Source organism: Sneathiella chungangensis (assembly GCF_009882935.1).
In the GTDB taxonomy this organism is placed as follows: Bacteria; Pseudomonadota; Alphaproteobacteria; order Sneathiellales; family Sneathiellaceae; genus Sneathiella; species Sneathiella chungangensis.
In genome coordinates, this window is sequence record NZ_WTVA01000001.1 from 412,985 (window position 1) to 436,090 (window position 23,106).

Consider the following 23,106-nt stretch of genomic DNA (forward strand, 5'->3'; position numbering starts at 1 on the left):
ATCGTCTGCAATATGGAGGTAATTGTACCGCTTAATCCATGACCTGCTCAAGTTTCTCCTGATAGGTCGCGGCTTCCTGCTGGCGGGCCCACATCGCGGCATACTGGCCATTTAGCGCCAGCAGCTCATGATGCCGCCCCCGCTCCTGAATACGGCCGTTGTCGAGCACAATGATTTCGTCGGCGTCAACGACGGTTGAAAGACGATGCGCGATGACAAGGGTCGTGCGGTTTTTGGAAACTTCGGCAAGGCTCGCCTGAATTTCCTTTTCCGTATGGGAATCAAGGGCGGAGGTCGCTTCGTCGAAGAGCAAAATACGGGGTTGTTTCAGGATCGCACGGGCAATGGCAACCCGCTGTTTCTCACCGCCGGAAAGTTTCAGGCCGCGCTCGCCGACCATGGACTCGTAACCCTCCGGGAGCTTTTCGATAAATTTGTCGATACTGGCGAGCCGCGCGGCGTCCTCGATCTCCTGATCGCTCGCGCCGGGCCGCCCATAGGCAATATTATAGCGAATCGTATCGTTGAACAGGACCGTATCCTGCGGGACGATGCCAATGGCGGCGCGAAGCGAGTCCTGCGTGACTTCATTGAGTTTCTGGCCGTCGATGGTCACATAGCCGCTGTCGACGTCGTAAAAGCGGAAAAGGATGCGCGAGATCGTCGATTTTCCCGCGCCGGACGGCCCGACAATTGCCGTTGTCTTGCCGGGCGGCACCTTGAAGGAGACACCGTGCAGGATCTGTCGGTTGCTCTCATACCCGAAATCGACATTGTGGAACTCGACTTCCCCGCCCCCTTCCGCAAGTGGCACAGCGCCGGGCAAATCGTCAATCTCCCGCGAGACGGTCAGAAGCTCGAACATTTTTTCCATATCGACGAGGCTCTGCTTGATCTCACGGTAAACGAAGCCGAGGAAATTGAGAGGCTGCACAAGCAGCATCATGAAGGCATGGATGGCGACGAAATCACCGACTGTATATTCCCCCGCGACAACGCCGCGCGCCGAGAGGATGAGAACGGCGACGAGACCGATGCTGATGATCGCCCCCTGCCCGATATTGAGATAGGCCAGCGTCGTATTGCTTTTGACGGCAGCTTTTTCATAGGAGGCAAGTGCCTTGTCAAAGCGGCGAGCCTCATGGTCTTCATTGCCGAAATATTTGACCGTTTCGAAATTGAGAAGACTGTCGATGGCCTTGGTATTGGCCTCACTGTCCTTCTCGTTCATCGTCCGGCGGTATTTGAGTCGCCATTCCGTCACGGTCAGCGTAAAATAGATGTAGCCGATGAGCGTCACGAAGGTGATGAGGGACATCAGCCAGCCATACTGGACCAGCAGAATTCCGCAGATAAACAGAATTTTCAGGAGGGTCGGCACGATGTTGAACAGCATGAAGCGAAGAAGGAAATCTATCCCTTTCGTGCCCCGTTCGATAACACGGCTAAGCCCGCCCGTCTGCCGGTCAAGGTGAAAGCGCAAGGATAGCCGGTGCAAATGTCGGAAAGTGTTGAGAGCCACCTGACGTATGGCGTTCTGCCCCACCTTTGCAAACACGGCGTCGCGCAGCTCGGCAAAGGCCTGCGTCAGGACGCGCGCCACGCCAAAGGCCACGATCAGGCCGAGGGGCATAATGATCATCGGGTTCACATCGCCCGTCAGGTCATCAACGATATATTTCAGAAGATAAGGCGTATAGACGGAGGCAACTTCCGCCGCCACAAGCAGGATAACGGCAACGAAAACGCGGAACTTCAGATCATTCCGTCCCTCGACCCAGAGATATTGGCCAAGGGTTCGCAAGGTCGCAAAATGGCTGCGTGTTTCCGTATGGCTATGGCTATCGAAATTTTTGCCGCTCATTTTCTATCCATGGATCGCCGGTACAAGCGATGAGCATAGCCTAAAGCGGTCCGCGCCAAGACGGAAAATTCGCGAACCGTGAAGAAATGTGACAACGGCCACAATAAGCGTGCACTTGCCGGTCTTATTCCTTTTTCGGCAGCGTGAAAATCTGGCCCGGGAAAATAAGGTCCGGATCCCTGATCTGGTCCTGATTGGCCTGATAGATCACCGTATATTCCATCCCCTCGCCATAGACACGGCGGGCGATCCGCCAGAGGCTGTTGCCGGGCTGGACGATCGCGCTGAGCCCCCCGCTTGCCTGCGCAAGGACGACATCACTCGGTTGTGCCTTCTGGAAGGGAAGCTCAACGCGGGAGATGACCTTGCCTACGGGATCAATCTGGTCGATCCGCAAGGTGTGATTGCCGGCGGGAATGGACTGATCGGGAACGAGAGACCAGTTCCCCTCGCTATCGATTTCCGCCGTGCCGACGGGCTTGTTGTTCACATAGACCGCGACCCGGTTGCCCGGCAGGCCGCGACCGGAGAGCTGCAGGGTGCCCTTATCGTCATAATTCACGGAGCCGAGCGTCAGGTCCTTTGCGGCAGAAACATCGCCCTTCGCTTCCGGCACCTGCAAAAGCTTCGGCGCATTTCCACCGACTGACGCGCTTGCCTCTTCCTTCGGCACCAGCATTGCAATGGCCGGCGCGCGATCTTCAAGCGGTGCGCTACAGTCCGGGACATTCATGATGACGAGACTGCCCGATTCAAGGTCCTTCCCGTCCGGATTATGCGACGTCAGATTAACGGTCTGGGAGCCCGAGGGAAGCGGCGTGCTGGACGTAAAAACCCATTCGCCGCTTGCGGACGCCGTCGCCTCGCCGACCTTCCTGTCGCCGATGATGACCGCGACCACGGCGTCCGGCACCGCACGGCCCGCCGCCACAAGATCGCAATTCTGGTCAATCCGGATGATATCGAAGCTCGGCCGGGCAAGCGCTGTCTGCTTGCCTTCATCCTCCGACGTATCGTCTAGATTTTTCTCAACGACTTTTGGCGGGGCAAGGGCGGTCTGCGTCGCATTCTTGTCGCCACTGCCCTCAGCGGTGGCCGATTGCGATTTCTCCATGTCGGAGGGCGCCGCGGTTTCAACGGCCCCTTGTTCGGCGGGACCGAAAATCAAATCGCTGCGAAAATAAAGAAACAGACCCGCCACTATTAGCAGCAATATTGCCAGGATACCAAATACGCGCACCAGAGCCTCACTCAATTACCCATTTTCGGCGCCATTATGAACGCCTGCGCCAGATCGCGCAATCTTTAGTAAAATTCTGGCTTTTTTGCCCGCCTATTGCACCTTGTGCGAGATCGGCGGAATGGATTTGAGATATCTGGCAATCGCCTCAAGATCCGCATCCGTGAGCTTGGACAGGCTGTTCCGGATCACCTCGTCCATGCTGCCCTGCACATCGTCGAAATTCGGCTTCATGCCGTCCTTCATGAAGCTGACGATATCGCCTTCCGACCAATCGCCTATGCCGGTTGCGTCATCCGGGGTAATATTGGCGACTTTCTCCCCCTCCCCGCCATTTGCCGTTCCGGCGAGATACAGGCTGTGATCACTGCCGCCCAGGAAATTTCGCGGGGTATGACACTCACCGCAATGAGTCAGCGCCTCGACGAGATAGCCGCCGCGCGCCACAGTTTCACCGGCTCCTGCGGGCGGCGCGTAGGGTGTGTCGTCAAAGAACAGAAGCCGCCATCCCCATTGTAGCCATCGCCAGGAAAAGGGCGGTGAAACGTCATGCGGCTGGTTTTCCCGCATAACCGGCGTCAGCGTCATCAGATGGGATTTGATCGCAAGCGCGTCCTCATCGGTCATCTTCGTATAGCTGGTGTAGGGGAAGGCCGGGAAATAATAATGGCCGGTGGGGCTTATCCCCTGTTTAACGGCCTTCAGGAAATCCGCGTCCGACCAACCGCCAATACCGGTCTCCGCATCCGGCGTGATATTCGGCGTGTAGAATATGCCGAACGGCGTTTCGAGCGCCCGCCCGCCCGCGAAGGGTTTGCCGCCGTTCTTGATGTCCGTATGGCAGCCATAGCATCCGCTTGCCGCCGTAAGATAGGCGCCCCGGTCCGCTGCCTCCTCCGCCTGCAGCAGGTGACTGCCGGCGCCCCAATAAAGGGTGACGCCCGCAATCAGGAAAAGAGCGGCCCTAATAAGAAAAAACCGCTCCCTCCGTATTTTTGTAACGGTGCCCGGCACGGGTGCCGTTAATCTTTCGGTTTACGGAACTGCTTGTGACAGGCGCCGCAGGTCCCGCCGGTTTCCTTCAGCGCCGCGCCGATCATCGCCTGATCGCCGGTCTTCACGGCCGCGACCAGCTGTGTCGCCGCTGCCTGGAGGTTTTCGATATCTTTCTGGAAGGCATCTTTCTCGGTCCAGATTTCAGGTTTCGCGCGAGACGCTTCGACACCCGATCCTTCCGGGAATAGTTTTCCCATATTTGCGGCAATTTCGGCGATCTGCATCGCATTATCATTGAGCGAGTCACTATAGGACATCTCTCCCTTCGCGACCTTGCCAATGGCGCCCATATTCATTCCCAACTTCTTCATCTCCGCAATCCGGAAATCCGCCTCGGCATTGCCGGTGGATTCCGAATGGGCGGTGGCGATCCCCATGAACAGGGCGGCGCCCGCCAGCATTGCAACAGCAGTTTTTGTTAACATCACCTTCATTTTCAACTCCCTCGCTGGTTAAACTTCACAATAACTTCTATAAGGCCGCCAGAATTACACCATAAAATCATTGCGGCACCTTAACAATTAATTCGGCCCCCCCGTACCCATGCATCTTGTCATGGGCGCGGACGCGGACCTGCTTGACATGCATGGGAAGCGACAACGTCATCGATCGCGTAAAGGGCTGCTCGTCCTCATGGGGATGCATCAGCACCCGCGTGCCCAGGTTGTTCCCTTCCATGTCGAGGACGTCCCAGCGGTCCGCATAGTGATCCCAGCCGCTGTCGTCATGGCGGACCGTCACGCTGAACCGATAGACATCGGCGTCAACATTGACGACCTTCACATCGATCACGTCAGCCTTCCCCGCCAAAACGGGGCTTGACGCCATGATCAGGAACCCGCAAATAACAAGGGCAAGGATTTTTCTCATTCTTTACCTTTTACCGTTATAGTTCGTCCAATGCCCAAAATTTCTTCCCTATGCGTTTATTGCGGTTCCCGGATGCCCAAGGATCCGTCCCACATCGACGCCGCCAGAGACCTCGGCAAGGCACTTGCCGCCAACGGGATCCGGCTCGTCTATGGCGGCGGCCATGTCGGCCTGATGGGCGTAATTGCCGACGCCACGCTCAACGCTGGAGGACAGGTTATCGGGATTATTCCCGCTCATCTACATCATATTGAGGTCAGTCACGAGAAATTGACAGAGCTGCATGTGGTCGACAGCATGCATATCCGCAAGGAGAAGATGTTTCAGATGGCCGATGCCTTCGCTGTCCTGCCGGGCGGCCTCGGGACCCTTGACGAAACATTCGAGATGGTGACCTGGCGGCAACTCCGCCTGCACGACAAGCCGATCCTGCTGGTCAATTACAAAAATTACTGGCGACCCCTCCTAGATTTGCTGGACCATATGAACGAAGCGGGATTCGTGGAAACCGAAGCGCTCGACTTTTTTACCGTTGTGGAGAAGCTGGAGGATATCATCCCGACCCTCATGACGGAGCCCGAAGCGGAATTTAACGCCGATATCTCAAAATTTTAGGACTGAATTGACGTTTTTTTGACGGTTCAGCTTGCAGAGTTCGCCGGCAATGATATTTTGCTGCCGCAGAATACCGAAACAATAGGCCAAGAAGGACGTCGATATGCCAAAAATTCAAGTCAAAAATCCGGTCGTGGAACTGGATGGCGACGAAATGACCCGGATTATCTGGGCATTTATCAAAGACAAACTCATCCTCCCCTACCTGGATATCGATTTGAAGTATTATGATCTCGGGATCGAGAAGCGTGATGAGACGGACGATCAGATCACCATTGATGCTGCCAAAGCCATCCAGAAATACGGCGTCGGTGTCAAATGCGCGACCATCACCCCGGATGAGGCACGGGTCGAGGAATTCGACCTGAAGAAAATGTACCGCTCGCCGAACGGCACAATCCGCAACATCCTGGGCGGCACCGTGTTCCGCGAGCCGATTATCTGCTCCAACGTGCCGCGGCTCGTTCCGGGCTGGACCGACCCGATCGTGATCGGCCGTCATGCCTTCGGCGATCAGTACCGGGCAACCGATATGGTTGTGAAGGGCCCCGGCAAGCTGACCATGAAGTTCGAGCCCGCCGACGGCAGCGCGGCGCAGGAATTCGAGGTTTTTGACTTCCCCTCCGGCGGCGTTGCCATGAGCATGTATAACCTTGATGATTCCATTCGCGGATTTGCCCGGGCTTGCATGAACTACGGCCTGAACCGGGGCTGGCCGGTTTATCTCTCCACGAAGAACACTATCCTGAAGGCCTATGACGGCCGGTTCAAGGACCTCTTCGAGGAGGTGTTCAACAATGAATTCAAGGACAAGTTCGACAAACTCGGCCTGACCTACGAACATCGCCTGATCGACGACATGGTCGCCTGCGCGATGAAATGGTCGGGTAAATATGTCTGGGCCTGCAAGAATTACGACGGTGACGTGCAGTCCGATACGGTCGCGCAAGGCTTCGGATCGCTCGGCTTGATGACATCCGTCCTGATGACGCCGGACGGAAATACTGTCGAGGCGGAAGCCGCCCATGGCACCGTGACCCGCCATTACCGCATGCATCAGGAAGGCAAGGAAACCTCAACCAATCCGATTGCCTCCATTTTTGCCTGGACCCGGGGTCTGATGCACCGCGCCAAGCTGGACGGAAACGACGAGTTGAAGAAATTCGCGGAATCCCTTGAAAAGGTGTGCATTTCAACTGTCGAAGGCGGCCAGATGACGAAGGATCTTGCGCTGCTGGTCGGTCCCGATCAGACCTGGCTCACCACCAATCAATTCCTGGACGCACTGGACCAGAATTTGCAAAAAGAAATGGCCTGATCAATCAGGAGATATCCAAAAAAAAGTCGGCCCAAACGGGTCGGCTTTTTTTATGACTTAACTCCCGGCGTTACTCATCCATGATCATTTCATCGCGGTCCGGATCGCTTTCGGGCAGGCCCTGCAGAGCCTCGGACAGGACCCCGGCATTTGCCCGGATCTTCTGCTCGATCTCATTGGCGATTTCCGGATTTTCCTTGAGGAAGATCTTTGCCTGTTCCCGCCCCTGACCAATCCGCTGGCTATCATAGGAATACCAGGAGCCGGACTTCTCAACGATCTCCGCCTTGACGCCAAGGTCGAGAATTTCGCCTGTCTTTGAAATCCCCTCGCCATACATGATGTCGAACTCAATCACCTTGAACGGCGGGGCCACCTTGTTCTTGACGACCTTTACCCGCGTCTGGTTGCCGACAATATCGTCCTTCACCTTGATCTGCCCGATCCGGCGGATATCGAGACGGACGGAGGCATAGAATTTGAGCGCGTTGCCGCCCGTCGTCGTTTCGGGGCTTCCGAACATCACACCGATCTTCATACGGATCTGGTTGATGAAAATCACCATACAGTTGGAGCGCGCGATGGAACCGGTCAGTTTCCGGAGCGCCTGGCTCATCAGCCGCGCCTGAAGCCCGACATGGGTATCCCCCATCTCTCCTTCCAGCTCAGCCTGCGGCACCAGCGCGGCGACACTGTCGACCACCAGCACATCCACGGCGCCGGAGCGGACCAGCGTATCGGTAATCTCGAGCGACTGTTCACCGGTGTCAGGCTGCGAGATCAGAAGCTCATCCACATCCACGCCCAGCTTGCGGGCATAGACCGGATCGAGCGCATGCTCCACGTCGATAAAGGCGCAGGTCCCGCCCTGACGCTGCGCTTCGGCAACCACATGAAGCGCGAGGGTCGTCTTGCCGGAACTTTCAGGACCGTAAATCTCGACCACCCGCCCCTTTGGCAGACCGCCAATGCCCAGCCCGATATCAAGGCCGAGGGATCCCGTCGGGATCGCCGCAACGTCCAGGGCCTCCTGCTGGCCAAGCCGCATCACCGACCCTTTGCCGAAGGCCCGATCGATCTGGCTCAGGGCCGCTTCCAACGCTTTTTTCTTGTCCATGCCACCTGCTTCAACGAGCTTCAGAGCTGATTTTACCATCGATCTCCCCTTATTCCATAGGTCCGTAGCGGATGCAACTGCTGTAAATGTACATGGTTTGTTCTCTTTTGCAAGAAAATTTTATGTGATTGTATTTAATGGTATTTTTGTATCATGTTTGATTTTTGTTCTCAAAATTACAAAGAACGATGAATCCCGTCATATAAAATTTGAGGAACGGAACCTTTGCCCGTTCCGAATCCCGCGCGAAAGTCAGTTGGTTTCCCGGACCAGGACTTCCTTGACCTTGGTGGCGATTTCTTTCAACGAGAAGGGTTTGGGGAGGAAATCGATTTTGCTGACGTCGAAATCGAGATCCTTGCGGAAGGCATCCTCGGCATAGCCGGAAATGAAAATGACCTTGAGGTCGGGCGTTTTGCCGAGAATATTTTTCACAAGCGTTGGCCCGTCCATAATCGGCATCACCACATCGGTGATCAGCAGGTCGATCTTGCCGTCATGCCCCTCCGCGACTTCAAGCGCCGTTTCGCCGCTATCCGCCTGCAGCACCGTATATCCCTTGTTTTCAAGCGCCCGTGCGGCGAAAAGCCGGACCGGATCCTCGTCCTCGACAAGAAGGATGGTGCCCTTGCCGGTCAGGTCGCGATGGGCGGAATGCTGCGATATTTCTGCGGCGTCCGCCCGCCTTGCCTCTTCGGCATAGCGCGGCAGATAGATATTAAAAGTCGTTCCCTTGTCGTCGTTATTCTCGGCGAAAATATAGCCGCCCGTCTGCTTGATAATGCCATATACGGTGCTGAGGCCGAGACCCGTCCCCTCGCCGACTTTCTTGGTCGTGAAGAAAGGATCGAAGATCTTCTCGATGACATCTTCCGGGATCCCTGTGCCCGTATCCGAGACCTTGACGAGAATGTAGTCACCCGGCGGGATCAACTCGTTAAATCCCTTCTGGCCGGGCGCGATGGTAAGATTCTCGGTCTCGAACGAGAGCAGCCCGTCCCCGGACATGGCATCGCGCGCATTCACCGCGAGATTGATGACCACCTGCTCGAATTGGCCGCGGTCGACCTTGACGAGCCAGAGGTCGCGGGCATGGCTGATCTTGAGCTGGATCGCCTCGCCGATAAGACGCCGGAGCAGGTTGGAAAGCTCGGCCAGCACATCGGTGAGGTCGGTGACTTCGGGGCGCAGGGTCTGCTGGCGGGAGAAGGCCAGCAACTGACGGACAAGGCCGGCGGCGCGATTGGCGTTCTGCTTGATCTGGTTGATGTCGGAATAGGACGGATCGCCAACTTGGTGACGGAGCAGCAACAGATCGCAAAATCCGATCATCGCCGTCAGAAGGTTGTTGAAATCATGGGCAATGCCGCCGGCCAGCTGGCCGACAGCCTGCATCTTCTGGCTTTGCGCGAACTGGACTTCAAGGCTGCGCTGAACGGAAGTATCCACCACATGGACGAGCAGGCGGCCGTCCGCGGGCTCCTCCCCCGCAATGGCGCTAATATAGAAGCTTGCCGCCCGCTCCGTTGCGCCCTGCAGCTTCACCTCCAGCGATGGCGCGGCCATATCGCTGGCAACCGCCTCCATGAGCTTCTGTTGAAGCTGCGGGCGGTCGCCGTCTTCAACAAGTTCCGTTATATGGCTACCGACCGCCTTGTTGAGGACGGTCCCGGTGAGAGCGCGGAACGCCGGGTTCGCCTCCAACACGACGCCTTTGGCGTCGAGCAACAGGATACCAATCGGCGCGGCCTCGAAAAACCGGCGGAAATGCAGCTCCGCATTCGCAACCCGTTCCCGCCACTCCTTTTCCTGCAGGAGCTCGCGCACGACGGAGCGAGAGCCCAAAACCGCATCATTCTCGTCGCGGACAATCGTTTGCGTGACATGGACGGGCAATTGCGTGCCGTCGCGGCGGCGAAGGGTCAGTTCCCCCTCATAAAGTGGGCCATCCGCCGAAAACACCTCCATCAGGTCAAGCTGCGCGTCATCCGATTTAACGACAAGGCTGGAGAAAGGCAGATGCCCTTCGTTCAACTCTTCCTGCTGATACCCAAGCCAGTCGGCGAAAATCCGGTTTGCGAACTGAAGATTGCCGTCGCCATCCAGGGAATAGAACCCAACCGGCGCATTATTGAAATATTCCGAGAGTTTCTCGCGGGCGACCCGCTCCTCTTCCTCCAGCCGGTGCTGGCGAGTCGTTTCGGTGACGTACCAGATGATATTGTCCGGCAACACGTCAATGGCATGGGCGAGGATCGACAGCCACCGCCCGCTTGCGGTCTTGATATCGATGCGGCCACCGGTCGTACCATCATAGACGGCGGCCTTGAGAAGCTTCTCTATCTTTTCGCGCGCCTGCTCGTCGGCGTCGAAATAAGCGGCCAAGGTCTGCCTGTCATCCCTTGCCGGCAGATCGAGGAGTTTACGGTATGCGGCATTCGCATAGACGAACCGGCCGTCCTTCGTCGTCAGCAGCCGCCCCTCCGGACTTGTGGCAATAACATCGGACAAGAGGTCGAGATTCCCACTCGCGGCCTGGCGCAGGCCATGAAAGATGAGATACCAGAGGCCCAGCCCCATGGCCGAGACCACCATCGCGCTCAGTATGACGATATTGATGAAGCTGAGTTCCCGGCCCAAGAGCGCCGAAATGACGATCAGCGCCGCCACGAGAAAGAAGGCAGCAGCAAGCTGGCGCGCATCCACGCCCATGAAGAATTTCGGATTTCTCCGCCGTCTGTTTACCTGTTGCGCCATAGGGAACCGCTTACTTCTTCAGCTTATTCTTGTTGAGCCGCATGACATAGCCGATGATTTCGGCCACCGCCTTGAAATGCTCGTAGGGAATTTCCTCATCCAAATCGCAGGCCTTGTGCAGAGCCCGGGCAAGCGGCGGATTTTCGACGATCGGAATATCATTCTCGTTCGCGATTTCGCGGATTTTCGCGGCGATATTGTCCATGCCCTTGGCGACAACCACCGGCGCCCGCTCGTCCTCAGGCTTGTATTGCAGCGCGACCGCGAAATGGGTCGGGTTGGTAATCACGACATCCGCCTCCGGTACCGACTGCATCATGCGTTGGCGCGACCGTTCCGCCCTGAGTGCCCGGAGGCGGGCGCGGATCATCGGATCGCCTTCCGTCTGCTTGTATTCATCCTTGATCTGCTGCTTCGTCATGCGCAGTTCCTTGTGATGATTATAGCGCTGATACATGAAGTCGAGCCCGGCAATGACACTCATGACCGCGACGACGCCGGCGAGCAGCAGAAGCGCCTGGTCCTGTATCAGCTCAAGCACTTGCGGGACGTCATAGGACACGACGACGGGAAGCTGATCCATCGAAGGCAGCACGAACAGGATTGCGATGGTGCCGACCAGTGAAATCTTGAACAGGCCCTTCGCGAACTCGACCAGAGACTTGATCGAAAAGAGCCTGTTAAAGCCTTTCAATAGGGAGAGTTTCTCGAGTTTCGGCTTGATCCGTTCGGCGGAAAAAACCGGCCGATGCTGCACGAGATTGCCGAGAAGGCCGGCGATCATCAGCGTGCCGAGCGCCGGGGCGACGACCCAGATGATCGCCCATCCGAGATCGCCGAAAATGAGGCCGAGGTGAAACCTGTCCGTCGCGATCGCATGGGGTTGCTCGATGAATTTGAGCAGGTCGAATGTAAGACCCTTACCAAGACCGGCGATGAAAATCATCACGACCAGCGTGATCCCGATAGTCATGAACCAGTGGCCGACCTCCTGCGATTTCGGCACCTGACCTTTCTTGAAGGCATCCTCGAGCCGTTTGGCGGTTGGCTCTTCTGTCTTTTGGGCATCATCTGTATCGTCAGCCATCTGCCCTTATTCCCCGAGAAAGCGCATCAGCGCCTCCTCGTAATAACTGATAAACCACATCATAGCGGCGCCAATTGTAATCGCCAGAATGGCAAAGGAAAGCACAATCTGCAGGGGCATGGCGACGAAGAAGATCTGCACCTGCGGCATCAGGCGGTTAATCAGGCCGATCCCCATATAGAAGGTAATTCCGAAAACAAGGAAGGGCGCGGACATCTGAAAACCGAGCAGGAAGGATTGCTGTACGAAATCCGTGATCAGCTGGCTGATGCTGCCGAAATCCGGCACCTGCCCGGCCGGGAAAAGACGGTAGGTCGCGAATGTGCCCTCGATGAACAGATGGTGCATATCGGTGACAAAAATCATCGTCAGGCCCATCAGGGTCATGAAGGTGCTGGTGATGGCGCCCTGGGTCATCTGCGCCGGATCAAAGAATTGCGCGGCGGCAAGGCCCGACTGCTGGGCGATGATCGTGCCAGCGATATGCAGGCTGCTGAGCAGCAATCGAAGGATTCCACCCATGACAAGGCCGATCACCATCTCGCCAACAAGCAACAACAGAAGTTCTATCGGCGTCGCGGGTTCGCCCGGCAGCTGGTCGATGGCAAAAGGTAAAACGATGAAACTGACCCCGAGCGCAACGGCAAGGCGTACCCGGGGCGGAATAAAGGCTTCGCCAAATCCCGGAACAACCATGAAGGCGGCGCCAAGACGCGCGAAGACCAGCAAGAAGGCAAAGATATTTACGCTGAGATATTCGGCCAGCATCTAACGGTCACCGGCGATCATATGCCCGAAATACGCTGGGCGAGCTGTTCCATCAACGCAATCATCGAGGAAATCATGAAGGGCATGAAAATGATCAGGGACAGGAAGATCGCCAGAATTTTCGGAACAAACACCAGGGTCATTTCCTGAATCTGGGTCAGGGCCTGCACAAGCGCGATGATCAGACCGACAGCAAGGGCGACCAGCATGACAGGAGACGCCACAGCAAGGAGGACCCAGATTGCTTCTCGAACGACATCGACGACATCGGCTGGGCTCATTTGCTTCAATCCTTATGCTGTAAAAAACCTCTACAGCCTAGATTGGCATTTTTATGATGTCTTGATAAGCCTGAATTACACGATCGCGGACGGCGACCACCGTTTCAAGGGTTGCCTCGGCGTTGCTGACGGCGGTGACGATATCGGCAAGACCCGCATCCCCCGTAATCGCCTCCAGGCTGATCTGCTCGGAATTGACACCGGTTTCAATGGCCTCGGTGCCGGCGCTCGCGAGCATTTCGGCAAAGCTCGGCCCGCCGACGGCTTCCGCCGCCTCGTTGGCACCGCCGGATGGCTTGGCACCAAGGGTATTGTTAATCGCCTTTGAATAAGCCTGCGTGGCCGCAAGCGCGCTTGTATCCGCCATAATCTACTCTCCCCTCACTCCTACTGATGCAGGATGTCCAGCGTCCGCATAATCATCTTCTTCGATGCCTCGATCACGCCAAGGTTGGCCTGATAGGACCGTTGTGTTTCCTTCATGTCCATAATCTCAACCAGCGAATTGACATTCGGCATCTTGACATAGCCGTCGGCGTTGGCCGCCGGATGACTCGGGTTGAATTTGAGATCAAAATCGGTCTTGTCCTCACCAATGCGCGAGACCTTCACCTTGGTGATCTTCTCCTCGCGGTCGAGCACATTCTTGAAGGAAATAATTTTCCGCCGGTAGGGATCCTCGTCGGGCGTCTTGCCCATACTGTCCTTGTTGGCCAGGTTTTCCGAAATAACCCGCATCCGCTGTCCCTGGGCATCCATCCCAGAGGCCGATATCAACATTGTCTTTAAGAGATCCATGTTACCGGTTTCCTTTTCTAGTCCGTTTAACGGCGGCCAAGGGCTGTTTTCAACATCCCCAGATTTTTCTTGTACAGCGACGTCGTCAGCTCGTACTGGATTTGTGTTTCCGCGACTTTCATCATTTCCTCTTCCAGCATCACCGCGTTGCCGGTCGGCGTGACGTCGGTGACATCGCGGTTGATCTCCGTCTCGTAAGTCGCGATTTCTTCGACGAAAATATGGCGCTTGTTGGTGCGATTGATGCTGACGCTATCTTCTTTCGGCCCCTCGATCATGTCCCGGAATTCCAGCGGTTTTAAATCGCGCGCGCGGTAATTGGGCGTATCGGCATTGGCAATATTCTGCGCCAGCACCTTCTGCCGGGCAGAAAGCCACTTCATTTTCTCCGTCAGCGCGGCGAAGAGCGGAATTTTCTCCAAGTTCATATCAGGATCGCTTCCGTTCGCGGTTTTTTCCTGAGTGTAGATTAGACGGGAAACGTTAATAGACTATGAATGCGAGGCCAAAAGCCCCATCACGCAATAAAAAACGCCCCCGGAGAGCGGAGGCGTTTTCGACTGTCGGATACTACCGGGATTTTCAAGCGGCTTCCCATGCCTCCGGTTCGTAGTTCAAGATACGATCGGCGAATTTTTCGACCAGCGTATCATCGGCGAAACGGCTGGTAACCAGCATATCATCGACATGGATTTCCTCTTCGGCCAGTTTGGCGCCTTTTTCCTTAAGGGTTTCGTTGATGTCGTCAAATACGATCACCCGGCGCCCTTCGAGGAGGTCCGCTTCTGCGAGAACTTTCGAGGCGTCTTCAACCAGCGCAACCGGCTTGTTGTCTTCCATGAAGCCGCGCATGAAACGGGCGGTCTGCGGATCGGAGATGAGACGCGCGACGTGACGGGAGCCGCCAGGAATGATAACGGCGTCGAAATGATGGGACATGGAGGTCGCCAGATGGGCATTTGCCGGGAAAAAATGGCCCCAGCCATTGCCGTGCCAGCTGTTGACGACGCCCTTCTCAGGCGAGACGATCTTCACATCCGCGCCCGTCAGCACGAGGCTTTTGTGCAGGCTGGTCATGTGGGATTCTTCGAAACCATTGGCGACGAGTATCGCAACGGACTTACCGTTCAACGCATTTTCCAAGCCACTCATATAATATTTACTCCTCTAATTTCTGGCATCCACCGCGCGTCATCCATTAATTGAACGGCGGGAGCATTCAACATTGCGGGACTATTCTTCATCTCTCGAATAGCCGATCGTGTCACAACGACATTTGTTCAGTTTCTTTGTGCAAAGCGGAGCTATCGCTCCTGTCAGTCTGGTCGCACAGTGCCGGTCACAATTAAATAGAGGCTATGTCGCCATTGTCCGGCGACGGGAACATAATCATTCCTTTTGCGAGTTGCAAGAAAGAACTTGCATATTTCTGCCGTATCCAGGCGCCAGGTAAAGAATTGTTAATCACGTTTCCGTAAATTAAGCGACATTGGGCCCCTTCGACCTTGGAAAACCATGACACAAAACGACGAAAACCCCGCGAAAAATGCCGATGACCCCCTCGCCATCGCCCTCAGCTATGACGATTCCCCCGCCGCGCTTGCCAAGGTGACGGCGAGCGGAAAGGGCGACGTTGCAGAACAAATCTTGCAATTGGCCTTCGCCCATGGTGTAAAGGTGCGCACCGATTCAGATCTGGCCCAGATTTTATCGGAAATCGAGGTCGACTGCCCTATCCCCTTGGAGGCATTTGCCGCGGTTTCGGAAATTCTGTCCTATCTGTACAGGTGTCAGGAAAAACCGCCAGTTTGATACAACGTGTCGCCCATGGAAGATATCACAAAAATAAATTCGGATATTTCCGACGTCATGAAAGACATTTCGGATTATCTGGAACAGACTCGCAAGGGCCTCATGATCGACATGAGTTCGCTCCCCGAGAAAATTGTCCGCATCCAGGGCAAGGTGCAGAGCGCGCCCAGGAATGAACGTCTGGAACTGACGAATTTCATGAACCAGGTGATGCAGTCGTTGACTATGCTTTCCAACGAAATCCAGCAGCGCCATGATTCCCTTGGCCGCGATATCGACACTCTGGAAGGCCGGGTTTACAAAGAATAGTTTTCAAATCCACCAAGGGCCGCTAGTGTACTTCCGGAATGCGCAAACCACCCGGACGAATATAATTATGGCAGGCCGATGGAACCCGTACAGTACCTGAAATATATTGTCGGTCTGATTGTCGTCCTTGGACTGATTGCGCTGATCGCCCTGCTCGCCCGGCGCCTCGGCATGGTGCCTCGGGCATCCCGCGACCCCTCCGCGCCGAAACGTCTTTCCATAACCGATGTGATCGCCATCGATGCCAAGCGCCGCCTTATCCTCGTGAAGCGCGACGATCGGGAGCATCTGCTCTTGCTAGGGCCGGAACGGGATCTCGTGGTCGAGCGGAACATCACCTCCAACGTAACCGCCGAACAGGGCAATGTGAGTACGCATGAGTAAATTACCGAGAATGCGCCGCCTCCCCGCCATGAAAGAATTCAGAGGATTTCTGGCTGCCGGTTTGCTTGCGCTGATCATTCTGGCCGTCCCCTATGAGGTTCTGGCCCAGTCCATTTCCCTCGATTTCGGAGACGACAGCGGACCGCTGACGGGCCGCATTGTTCAGCTGGTCGTGCTGATGACGGTGCTCAGCCTCGCGCCGGCGATCCTGATCGTTACGACGTCCTTCACGCGGCTTGTCGTTGTCCTGTCGCTCCTTCGAAGCGCCCTCGGTGTTCAGTCGACGCCGCCGAACGTCGTGATCATCTCCCTCGCCCTGTTCCTGACGGCGTTTATCATGGCGCCGACCTTCGAGAGCGCCTATGAAAACGGGATTGTCCCGCTGATCGACGAGCAGATAGACGAGACACAGGCGTTTGAGCGCACGGTCGCGCCCTTTAAAACCTTCATGCTGCAGCATGCGCGCGAAAAGGACATTCTGCTATTCATGGATCTGAGCGCAACGCCGGAAACCGAAACGCCGGAGGAGGTACCGCTCAAGGTTCTCGTGCCCGCCTTCATGATTAGCGAACTCAAACGCGCCTTTGAAATCGGCTTTCTCCTGTTCGTGCCTTTCATCGTGATCGACATGGTTGTCGCCTCGATCCTGATGTCGATGGGCATGATGATGCTGCCGCCGGTCATGATTTCGCTTCCCTTCAAGCTGATCTTCTTCGTGCTGGTGGATGGCTGGAATCTCGTCGCGAAAAGCCTTGTTGAAAGCTTCGTGAATGGGCCGGGATAACGGACTTTTCTCCCTGATGAAAAAAATATCTCCCTTACGGAGGATGGGGCTTGCCGTTGCCCTGCTCGGCTGCCTCGCCCTCCTCTATGTCGCGGTCCCCTTCTTTTCCCAGGAAGCACCGGCGCGCGGCCTCTGGTCGGAATCGACCCCCTCTCTCAATCTCACCCATATATTCGATGGCGAGATCAACAGGCACGGCAAGCCGGTCGGCTTTCATGTCGCGCCGAAGGAACCGTTGGGGGCCAAGTCCCGCATCAAGGAGGTGCTTTCCGGTCCCAACAAAGCGGGTATCTATACGGCCACCGTCGAGATATATGATCCCGCGGAACGCCGCTGGAAGGAAAAATTCTCCAGCTTCTTTCCCGACGATTTTTCCAGGGATCAGGTCATTCAAAGTATACTTTTCGCCATCGCCAACAATATGCTGCCCCAGGGCGCCCGCTGGCGCGGTCCCTCCGGCCACGGGTTTCTGATCGAGGGGTACCGTTTCGGCAACGGCGATGTGAATACAGCCTATCCGCTGTATGTCGCCGACTAGAGGACCAGCAAGATGATCGAGGTAACCCTGCACCGGGACATGAAAAGCGGATTGGTGAAAGCGAAAATATCCCCGGCAAACAGGCTGTTGGAAGAGTTTTTTGAAACGGAAATTCAGAATGACGCGGCGGTCATTCATTACCTGTCATCGCGGGCGGCGGATGCGGACGGATATGATGTCGAGGTCACCGGCAATGCCTTCAATCTGACCCTCACGGCGGATCAGTATATCATTTCCCCACTGTTCGATCTGGAGAGGGCGCCGCAGGAAGGTCCGCGATCGGATTTTTTCTTCATCCTGGACAAATGGCAGAAATTCCTCTCCGGCGACAGCTGACGGCATTAACGAATTGTTAATGTATGTGCCCCTATAACGTGTTAATGTGATAACTTATATACGTATAAATTTTATTTAAAATTCTATTGATTGGAGACAATCATGACATCCATTCTAGGTTCTGCGATAAGCGGCATGGCCGCGGCGACCAAGCGGGTCGAAGTATCCGCCCAGAATCTGGTCAACGCGAACAGCGTTGGCACGCCTGGCGCCACCGATAAAAACCAGTCCTACAAGGCTGTTGAACCGGTCCAGACGACCGATGAGACGGGTGCGCCAACCGTCAAGGTGCGCGAGAAAGATCCGGCCACCACTTATGTCTATCATCCGAACCATGCGCTCGCCAATGACGAGGGCCTGATTGAAAGCCCCAATGTCGATGTCGCCGGAGAACTCATCAATCAAAACCTGGCGCTTCACAGCTATAAGGCAAATGTGAAGATGTTCGAAGTCTGGAACGAGTTGCAGAAGGTTACTCTCGACATCAAGAGCTAACGACCCCAAGCCCCTGTGCCGGCAATCACCCGAGGTCCGCGAGGGATTTCACGCGCAGGCGCGGATCGAAAAGGCCCGCAACGCTACAGGCGCCGGCCAGCCCTGATAATTCGACGGTTTTGAGGCGCGCCACCGGTTGATGGGGTTTGCGGTAACCGACCGGCTGCCCGGCATCGACAACGACATCGATCTCCCGCGGATCAAGAGCCAGCCCCTCCCCCGTCACCTTCATTCGGGCTTCCTTCGCCGTCCAGAGCCAGAAAAACATCTCCCGCCGGGCCTGGCCCTCAAGTCGCGCCAGAACGGCATTCTCGGCCTCGGTATAGTAGTGGCGGCTCAGATCCTCAATTTCCACCTTGCGATCGAACATCTCGACATCAATACCGACCTCCCCGCTTCGGCTTACAACGAAAACGCCGGAATCCGCCGAATGCGACATGTTGAAGTAGATTTTCTGGCCGCTGATGAAGGGCTTGCCGCGCGCGCCGGTCTCGATCGCAATTCTATTGGCGGGCAGGTCGATATAGGCCGCAAGTATGTGGCGCATCTGGCCATGGGCCCGCACATAGCGGTTGCGATGCAGATCGAAGCGGAACCGGTCGGCCCGCGCTTTTTCCTCCGAGCTTAGTGCCTGCCAGCACTGCGAAATATCAAGCGGCCCGGAGTCGCCGATATCCGCATGATAAATATGCGTGTTTTCAATTTCAAAACCCGGCATGGACACATCCGTGGGCAAATAACTGTAATTCTATTGCTTTTATCGCATCATAGCCGGTCCCAGCGAATTTCTACAGGGGCAATCTCGTGCCCCGGCCGCCCTGCATAAAAGAAATCAGTCCTTGATTCCGATCAATGCCACAGCTTTTTGGGGATTTACTATCAACCTACCTCAATACAGATCAGGGAGGTCACATGTCGCAGGTAATAGCAAAGCTCCTCGAGGATCACCGGCGCATGACGGTGCTTCTGGAGGTACTGGAGCGGGAAGTCAAACGGTTTTCCGAGGGTGTTTCCCTCAACTTTTTTCTGGTGGAAGCACTGCTCGATTACATGATGAATTTTCCCCAGAAATGCCACCATCCGATTGAAAATCTTATGCTGAGAAGCCTGAGCGCCCGGGATGAAGCTCGCGGTGCCGCCGCCGCTGAAATTTTCAGGGATCACGACGTCATCACCCATCTCGGGATGCATTTTTCGGACGTATTTCAGCAGATCAAACTGCAAGAACAGGTACCGCGGGAGCTCCTTGTGGACGCGGTTCAGGACTACAGGGAATTTCTTCTTAGGCATATGGAGGCGGAAGAGACGATCTTTTTCCCGGCGGCGGAAGAGGTTCTTTATCCCTCGGACTGGGATGTCATCGAAACGCGGCTGGCAGACAAGGGCGATCCCGTGTTCGGGCGCGAAGCCGACCGCCAATACCGCGCACTCCACAAGGTGATTGTCGAATGGGGCGAGAGATAGTCGTCGCCCCTATGGCCGCTGCATCAGCGTAATCGCCAGGCCTGCGTTCGCTTGAGAATGCCTTTCGACGCGGCGAGATGGAGGATGCGCGCCGCCGCATTGGTGTAAAATATCATCATCCCCATGGCGGCGGCCGGCGCGATGTCGCCCGCATCGTCCATGTTCAGCACCGCGATCGAGGCGAGCGCCGTGTCGGTTGAGTAGAGAAAGACGACCGCCGAAACGGTTGTCATGGCATTCACGAAGAGATAAATCCCGATATCGAGAATGGCCGGCATACAGACCGGAACGGTTACCCGCGCGAACAGCTTGTAGAAGGGCTGCTTGAGTGAGGCGGCCACAGATTCAAACTCACCATCCATCTGCTTCAGCGCCGTCACCGCCGTCAAATGCGACACGGTGTAAAAATGGGTGATCGTCACGATCACCAGGATCGCCATGGTGCCATAGAGGAAATTCAGCGGATTATCGGGGTCGTTGAAGAAAAAGATATAGGCCAGCCCCAGCACCATGCCTGGAATGGCCATCGGCAGCATCGCCAGCAACTGGAAGATATTGCGGCCGCTTTTAAACCCGCGCGTCTTGTCCACCATATAGGCGCCGGTGAACACGACAATCGTGCCGAAGATCGCCGTCAGGATAGCGAGCTTGATGGAATTGCCATAGGCCTCCCAGCCGCCGCCGTCCATCACGTCAAAATTGTAATTCTTGAGACTGAGCGACAGGTCATAGGGCCAGAATTTGATCAGCGCGGCAAACTGGCAAACACCGAGAATCCCGATAATGAAGACAGCGACCAACGTGCAATAGAGGAAGCAGAGACGATCGAAGGACTTGTGCGGTTTGGGTTCGAAGACGACAGATCGCGCCGAGAGAAGCGCTACCTGCTTTTTCTGCACCTGACGGTCGACGGCAAAGGCGATGAAGGCCGGCATCAGCAGGACGACGGAAACAACCGCGCCCATTTCAAAATTCTGCTGGCCGATCACCTGCTTATAGATATCGACGGCCAGCATGTTGTATTGACCGCCGATGACCTTCGGCAGGCCGAAATCGGTGATCACCAGATTGAATACGACAAAGGCCGCCGAGATCAGGCCATAACGCGCGCCGGGAATGGTTACCGTCCAGAATGTCTTCCACCGGCTTGCGCGCAGGGCGATCGCCGCCTCGTATAGACGGGCGTCGGAGATTGCCAGCGCCGTCGTAATGATGATCAGGGCATGCGGAAAAGTGAAAAATACCGACCCTATAAGAATGCCATATGGGCCATAGATGGACTCCCCCATCATCATCCCTTTCAGCATTCCCTGATTGCCGAAGAGATAGACCAGCGCGATCCCGGGCAGCAGTGAGGGCACCAGAATGGGGGCCATCGCGATTAGCCGGAAAACGCCCTTGAAGCGCATGCAGCTGCGGCTAAGGGCATAGGCGAAGGCGAAGGCGAGGCTCACCGTGACAATGGTGCTGACGATCGAGATGAAAAGCGAATTTTCGATCGAACGGAACAGCGACGGGGTGGAGAAATAGGTCGTGAAGTTACTGAACCCGAAAGATTGCGCCGGGCGCAACACGACCCGGCGGAAGGTGTTCGAATCCATCTCCTTCCATTCGGTGCCGGTAATCCGCTCCGATCCGATCAGATAAGCCGTATCCGCCGTCGTTCCGCGAATTTTATACCGGACCGGGCTTCGGAAACTGAAATCAGGAAAAAGCGGCGTGAGCTCAAGCCGGCTGTCACTGCTGGCGGCCATGCTGTCGGCACCGATTGCGCCGGTCTCATCGTTGAGCGTCGCCGCAGAAAGGATCGTTCCGTCGAAATTGCCCTCCTGATCGCTGACCTGCAGCTCGATCTGCGACAGATCAAAGCGGAAGGTCGAAAAGGCCTTCGACAGCATCGCGTAGAGCGGCAGGGCCAGAGTGATAATGAGATAGAGCGCGATCATGAGGATAAATCCGCGCATCAGCAAATCATCTCGCCCGAGTTTCAGCGAAAGCGGCCGTCCCTTGGGCAGCCTATCCGATGTTGTAACGCTCATTCCTTGTCGTCCACGGCTGCGAACACCTTCAGCCGCCTACTTGGAATTTCGATGACAATGTCCCGGTCCGCCGACAGATCGAGCCGCCGGACGGCATTGATCGAGAAATCGGCGATAAGCTCCGTATCGCCGAGGGCGGCCCCCTGTAGCCTTGTCCGCCAGAAGGATCCGAGAAACTCCATTTCCTTGATCTGGCAGGAAAAGGCGTTGTCCGGCTCGGCGATGGGTTCCTCCGCGACGGATCCATGGGGAATGATATCCTCCGGACGGACGGCGGCAATGACCGCCGCGCCCGTCGCAAAATCATGGTTGGCGGATTTGAACTCCCGGTTACCGATGGTCACCTGTCCCGGCCCCTCCGACGTTGCTTCAAGCTTGTTCATCTCGCCGATGAAGTCCGCGACGAAGAGCGTTGTCGGCTCCCGGTAGATATCCGTCGGCGTTCCGATCTGTTCGATCACACCATGGTTCATCACGACAATCCGGTCCGCCATCGACAGCGCTTCTTCCTGGTCATGGGTGACCATGATCGTCGTAATGCCGAGCTTGCGTTGCAACGCCTTCACCTCATGTCGAAGATGTACCCGCACTTTCGCGTCGAGCGCCGAGAGCGGCTCATCCAGCAGCAGAAGACCCGGCGACATGGCAATGGCGCGGGCGAGCGCGATGCGCTGCTGTTGCCCGCCGGAGAGCTGCGCGGGATATTTCTTTCCCTGCTCGGGAAGGCCGACGAGATCGAGAAGTTCGGCAACACGGGCCTTGATGGCCGGCCTCGCCATTCCCGAATTTTCGAGCCCGAAGGCGACATTCTTCTCAATTGTCAGGTTAGGAAAAAGGGCGTAGGACTGGAAAACAATACCAAAATCGCGTTCCGCCGGCGGAAGGTTGGAGATATCCTTTCCGGCCTGCTCCACGCTTCCCCGGCTTTGCAGGTCCAGCCCGGCAATCGCACGGAGCAACGTCGTCTTGCCGCAGCCGGAGGGCCCGAGAAAGCAGACGAACTCCCCTTCTGATATGCTGAGGGAAATGTCCTTGAGCGCGATAAATTCGCCAAAGGCTTTCCAGAGGTGATCGATCCGAAGATAGGCGTCCTGAGGCCGACTTTCGTCCGCTTCATTCTCAAGCGCTGTCTTGGTTCGCATGCTGCCCCCGTCCCGTAGATGTCTAATTAGCG

The 23,106-nt window shown here is 56.1% G+C and carries 27 protein-coding genes; 10 read left to right on the top strand and 17 right to left on the bottom strand.

The window, feature by feature from the left end; translation table 11 throughout:
* Positions 1-31 precede the first annotated feature (31 nt).
* The 5 genes from GQF03_RS02020 to GQF03_RS02040 form a co-directional block, all read right to left on the bottom strand.
* Entirely contained in the window at positions 32-1,864 is a 1,833-nt protein-coding gene (locus GQF03_RS02020) for an ABCB family ABC transporter ATP-binding protein/permease (RefSeq protein ID WP_161337517.1), read from the bottom strand.
* A gap of 124 nt (positions 1,865-1,988) precedes the next feature.
* Complete coding sequence (locus tag GQF03_RS19080) at positions 1,989-3,104, bottom strand: LysM peptidoglycan-binding domain-containing protein (protein ID WP_161337518.1); 1,116 nt, start codon at positions 3,102-3,104, stop codon at positions 1,989-1,991.
* A 93-nt stretch (positions 3,105-3,197) separates the two neighbouring features.
* A complete protein-coding gene (locus tag GQF03_RS02030) occupies positions 3,198-4,118 on the bottom strand; it encodes a c-type cytochrome (protein ID WP_161337519.1) in 921 nt (306 codons plus the stop codon).
* An 8-nt stretch (positions 4,119-4,126) separates the two neighbouring features.
* Entirely contained in the window at positions 4,127-4,594 is a 468-nt protein-coding gene (locus GQF03_RS02035; RefSeq protein WP_161337520.1) for a c-type cytochrome, read from the bottom strand.
* 67 nt (positions 4,595-4,661) lie between these two features.
* Entirely contained in the window at positions 4,662-5,030 is a 369-nt protein-coding gene (locus tag GQF03_RS02040) for a hypothetical protein (RefSeq protein WP_161337521.1), read from the bottom strand.
* Between the two features lie 30 nt (positions 5,031-5,060).
* On the opposite strand from GQF03_RS02040, the gene GQF03_RS02045 reads away from it, so the two are divergent.
* Both GQF03_RS02045 and GQF03_RS02050 read left to right on the top strand, forming a co-directional pair.
* The gene (locus GQF03_RS02045) at positions 5,061-5,645 is read left to right on the top strand and encodes an LOG family protein (RefSeq protein WP_161337522.1); all 585 of its coding nucleotides are present in this window, start codon (positions 5,061-5,063) and stop codon (positions 5,643-5,645) included.
* A 103-nt stretch (positions 5,646-5,748) separates the two neighbouring features.
* Positions 5,749-6,963, top strand: a complete 1,215-nt coding sequence (locus GQF03_RS02050; RefSeq protein WP_161337523.1) for an NADP-dependent isocitrate dehydrogenase — start codon at positions 5,749-5,751, stop codon at positions 6,961-6,963.
* 70 nt (positions 6,964-7,033) lie between these two features.
* Here GQF03_RS02050 and recA read toward each other — a convergent pair whose 3' ends face one another.
* The 9 genes from recA to GQF03_RS02095 form a co-directional block, all read right to left on the bottom strand.
* Complete coding sequence (recA, locus tag GQF03_RS02055; RefSeq protein WP_161337524.1) at positions 7,034-8,119, bottom strand: recombinase RecA; 1,086 nt, start codon at positions 8,117-8,119, stop codon at positions 7,034-7,036.
* A 213-nt stretch (positions 8,120-8,332) separates the two neighbouring features.
* Positions 8,333-10,837, bottom strand: coding sequence for a PAS domain-containing hybrid sensor histidine kinase/response regulator (locus tag GQF03_RS02060; protein WP_161337525.1), 2,505 nt, complete (start codon positions 10,835-10,837; stop codon positions 8,333-8,335).
* Positions 10,838-10,847: 10 nt separating this feature from the next.
* Complete coding sequence (gene flhB, locus GQF03_RS02065) at positions 10,848-11,924, bottom strand: flagellar biosynthesis protein FlhB (RefSeq protein WP_161337526.1); 1,077 nt, start codon at positions 11,922-11,924, stop codon at positions 10,848-10,850.
* Between the two features lie 6 nt (positions 11,925-11,930).
* The gene (gene fliR / locus GQF03_RS02070) at positions 11,931-12,692 is read right to left on the bottom strand and encodes a flagellar biosynthetic protein FliR (RefSeq protein WP_161337527.1); all 762 of its coding nucleotides are present in this window, start codon (positions 12,690-12,692) and stop codon (positions 11,931-11,933) included.
* 17 nt (positions 12,693-12,709) lie between these two features.
* The gene (fliQ, locus tag GQF03_RS02075; protein WP_161337528.1) at positions 12,710-12,973 is read right to left on the bottom strand and encodes a flagellar biosynthesis protein FliQ; all 264 of its coding nucleotides are present in this window, start codon (positions 12,971-12,973) and stop codon (positions 12,710-12,712) included.
* A 37-nt stretch (positions 12,974-13,010) separates the two neighbouring features.
* On the bottom strand, positions 13,011-13,340 hold the full coding sequence (gene fliE / locus GQF03_RS02080) for a flagellar hook-basal body complex protein FliE (protein ID WP_161337529.1): 330 nt from the start codon (positions 13,338-13,340) through the stop codon (positions 13,011-13,013).
* Positions 13,341-13,360: 20 nt separating this feature from the next.
* Positions 13,361-13,771 carry a flagellar basal body rod protein FlgC gene (gene flgC, locus GQF03_RS02085; protein ID WP_161337530.1) on the bottom strand — a complete coding sequence of 137 codons (411 nt, stop codon included), beginning with the start codon at positions 13,769-13,771 and terminating at the stop codon, positions 13,361-13,363.
* Positions 13,772-13,797: 26 nt separating this feature from the next.
* On the bottom strand, positions 13,798-14,199 hold the full coding sequence (gene flgB / locus GQF03_RS02090) for a flagellar basal body rod protein FlgB (RefSeq protein WP_161337531.1): 402 nt from the start codon (positions 14,197-14,199) through the stop codon (positions 13,798-13,800).
* A 154-nt stretch (positions 14,200-14,353) separates the two neighbouring features.
* Positions 14,354-14,923, bottom strand: coding sequence for a DJ-1/PfpI family protein (locus GQF03_RS02095; protein ID WP_161337532.1), 570 nt, complete (start codon positions 14,921-14,923; stop codon positions 14,354-14,356).
* Positions 14,924-15,286: 363 nt separating this feature from the next.
* Between GQF03_RS02095 and GQF03_RS02100 the strand changes: the two genes are divergently transcribed.
* The 7 genes from GQF03_RS02100 (at position 15,287) to GQF03_RS02130 (ending at position 18,429) form a co-directional block, all read left to right on the top strand.
* Entirely contained in the window at positions 15,287-15,583 is a 297-nt protein-coding gene (locus GQF03_RS02100) for an EscU/YscU/HrcU family type III secretion system export apparatus switch protein (RefSeq protein WP_161337533.1), read from the top strand.
* 15 nt (positions 15,584-15,598) lie between these two features.
* Positions 15,599-15,892 carry a hypothetical protein gene (locus GQF03_RS02105; protein WP_161337534.1) on the top strand — a complete coding sequence of 98 codons (294 nt, stop codon included), beginning with the start codon at positions 15,599-15,601 and terminating at the stop codon, positions 15,890-15,892.
* A gap of 78 nt (positions 15,893-15,970) precedes the next feature.
* A complete protein-coding gene (locus GQF03_RS02110) occupies positions 15,971-16,276 on the top strand; it encodes a flagellar biosynthetic protein FliO (protein WP_161337535.1) in 306 nt (101 codons plus the stop codon).
* A complete protein-coding gene (fliP, locus tag GQF03_RS02115) occupies positions 16,269-17,060 on the top strand; it encodes a flagellar type III secretion system pore protein FliP (RefSeq protein ID WP_161337536.1) in 792 nt (263 codons plus the stop codon). The genes GQF03_RS02110 and fliP overlap by 8 nt, the downstream gene beginning before the upstream one ends.
* A gap of 16 nt (positions 17,061-17,076) precedes the next feature.
* On the top strand, positions 17,077-17,598 hold the full coding sequence (locus GQF03_RS02120) for an EndoU domain-containing protein (RefSeq protein WP_161337537.1): 522 nt from the start codon (positions 17,077-17,079) through the stop codon (positions 17,596-17,598).
* A 12-nt stretch (positions 17,599-17,610) separates the two neighbouring features.
* Positions 17,611-17,934 (top strand): hypothetical protein, encoded by a 324-nt coding sequence (locus tag GQF03_RS02125; protein WP_161337538.1) that lies wholly within the window; start codon positions 17,611-17,613, stop codon positions 17,932-17,934.
* 102 nt (positions 17,935-18,036) lie between these two features.
* The gene (locus GQF03_RS02130; protein ID WP_161337539.1) at positions 18,037-18,429 is read left to right on the top strand and encodes a flagellar basal body rod protein FlgC; all 393 of its coding nucleotides are present in this window, start codon (positions 18,037-18,039) and stop codon (positions 18,427-18,429) included.
* Between the two features lie 25 nt (positions 18,430-18,454).
* On the opposite strand, the gene GQF03_RS02135 is transcribed toward GQF03_RS02130, so the two are convergent.
* The gene (locus GQF03_RS02135) at positions 18,455-19,147 is read right to left on the bottom strand and encodes a 4'-phosphopantetheinyl transferase family protein (protein ID WP_161337540.1); all 693 of its coding nucleotides are present in this window, start codon (positions 19,145-19,147) and stop codon (positions 18,455-18,457) included.
* A gap of 194 nt (positions 19,148-19,341) precedes the next feature.
* Between GQF03_RS02135 and GQF03_RS02140 the strand changes: the two genes are divergently transcribed.
* Positions 19,342-19,893: a hemerythrin domain-containing protein gene (locus tag GQF03_RS02140; RefSeq protein ID WP_161337541.1), complete on the top strand. Its 552-nt coding sequence runs from the start codon at positions 19,342-19,344 to the stop codon at positions 19,891-19,893.
* A 23-nt stretch (positions 19,894-19,916) separates the two neighbouring features.
* Here GQF03_RS02140 and GQF03_RS02145 read toward each other — a convergent pair whose 3' ends face one another.
* Positions 19,917-21,932, bottom strand: a complete 2,016-nt coding sequence (locus GQF03_RS02145; RefSeq protein WP_161337542.1) for a putative 2-aminoethylphosphonate ABC transporter permease subunit — start codon at positions 21,930-21,932, stop codon at positions 19,917-19,919.
* Positions 21,929-23,074, bottom strand: a complete 1,146-nt coding sequence (locus tag GQF03_RS02150) for a putative 2-aminoethylphosphonate ABC transporter ATP-binding protein (RefSeq protein ID WP_161337543.1) — start codon at positions 23,072-23,074, stop codon at positions 21,929-21,931. Before GQF03_RS02150 ends, GQF03_RS02145 begins: the two co-directional genes overlap by 4 nt.
* Positions 23,075-23,106 lie beyond the last annotated feature (32 nt).

Bases quoted from the DNA above. Each gene is read 5' to 3' on its own strand.
- GQF03_RS02020 (WP_161337517.1), bottom strand. From the start codon at position 1,864: ATGAGCGGCAAAAATTTCGATAGCCATAGCCATACGGAAACACGCAGC.
- GQF03_RS02035 (WP_161337520.1), bottom strand. From the start codon at position 4,594: ATGAAGGTGATGTTAACAAAAACTGCTGTTGCAATGCTGGCGGGCGCC.
- GQF03_RS02040 (WP_161337521.1), bottom strand. From the start codon at position 5,030: ATGAGAAAAATCCTTGCCCTTGTTATTTGCGGGTTCCTGATCATGGCG.
- GQF03_RS02045 (WP_161337522.1), top strand. From the start codon at position 5,061: ATGCCCAAAATTTCTTCCCTATGCGTTTATTGCGGTTCCCGGATGCCC.
- GQF03_RS02050 (WP_161337523.1), top strand. From the start codon at position 5,749: ATGCCAAAAATTCAAGTCAAAAATCCGGTCGTGGAACTGGATGGCGAC.
- recA (WP_161337524.1), bottom strand. From the start codon at position 8,119: ATGGTAAAATCAGCTCTGAAGCTCGTTGAAGCAGGTGGCATGGACAAG.
- GQF03_RS02060 (WP_161337525.1), bottom strand. From the start codon at position 10,837: ATGGCGCAACAGGTAAACAGACGGCGGAGAAATCCGAAATTCTTCATG.
- flhB (WP_161337526.1), bottom strand. From the start codon at position 11,924: ATGGCTGACGATACAGATGATGCCCAAAAGACAGAAGAGCCAACCGCC.
- fliR (WP_161337527.1), bottom strand. From the start codon at position 12,692: ATGCTGGCCGAATATCTCAGCGTAAATATCTTTGCCTTCTTGCTGGTC.
- fliQ (WP_161337528.1), bottom strand. From the start codon at position 12,973: ATGAGCCCAGCCGATGTCGTCGATGTCGTTCGAGAAGCAATCTGGGTC.
- fliE (WP_161337529.1), bottom strand. From the start codon at position 13,340: ATGGCGGATACAAGCGCGCTTGCGGCCACGCAGGCTTATTCAAAGGCG.
- flgC (WP_161337530.1), bottom strand. From the start codon at position 13,771: ATGGATCTCTTAAAGACAATGTTGATATCGGCCTCTGGGATGGATGCC.
- flgB (WP_161337531.1), bottom strand. From the start codon at position 14,199: ATGAACTTGGAGAAAATTCCGCTCTTCGCCGCGCTGACGGAGAAAATG.
- GQF03_RS02095 (WP_161337532.1), bottom strand. From the start codon at position 14,923: ATGAGTGGCTTGGAAAATGCGTTGAACGGTAAGTCCGTTGCGATACTC.
- GQF03_RS02100 (WP_161337533.1), top strand. From the start codon at position 15,287: ATGACACAAAACGACGAAAACCCCGCGAAAAATGCCGATGACCCCCTC.
- GQF03_RS02105 (WP_161337534.1), top strand. From the start codon at position 15,599: ATGGAAGATATCACAAAAATAAATTCGGATATTTCCGACGTCATGAAA.
- GQF03_RS02110 (WP_161337535.1), top strand. From the start codon at position 15,971: ATGGAACCCGTACAGTACCTGAAATATATTGTCGGTCTGATTGTCGTC.
- fliP (WP_161337536.1), top strand. From the start codon at position 16,269: ATGAGTAAATTACCGAGAATGCGCCGCCTCCCCGCCATGAAAGAATTC.
- GQF03_RS02120 (WP_161337537.1), top strand. From the start codon at position 17,077: ATGAAAAAAATATCTCCCTTACGGAGGATGGGGCTTGCCGTTGCCCTG.
- GQF03_RS02125 (WP_161337538.1), top strand. From the start codon at position 17,611: ATGATCGAGGTAACCCTGCACCGGGACATGAAAAGCGGATTGGTGAAA.
- GQF03_RS02130 (WP_161337539.1), top strand. From the start codon at position 18,037: ATGACATCCATTCTAGGTTCTGCGATAAGCGGCATGGCCGCGGCGACC.
- GQF03_RS02135 (WP_161337540.1), bottom strand. From the start codon at position 19,147: ATGCCGGGTTTTGAAATTGAAAACACGCATATTTATCATGCGGATATC.
- GQF03_RS02140 (WP_161337541.1), top strand. From the start codon at position 19,342: ATGTCGCAGGTAATAGCAAAGCTCCTCGAGGATCACCGGCGCATGACG.
- GQF03_RS02145 (WP_161337542.1), bottom strand. From the start codon at position 21,932: ATGAGCGTTACAACATCGGATAGGCTGCCCAAGGGACGGCCGCTTTCG.
- GQF03_RS02150 (WP_161337543.1), bottom strand. From the start codon at position 23,074: ATGCGAACCAAGACAGCGCTTGAGAATGAAGCGGACGAAAGTCGGCCT.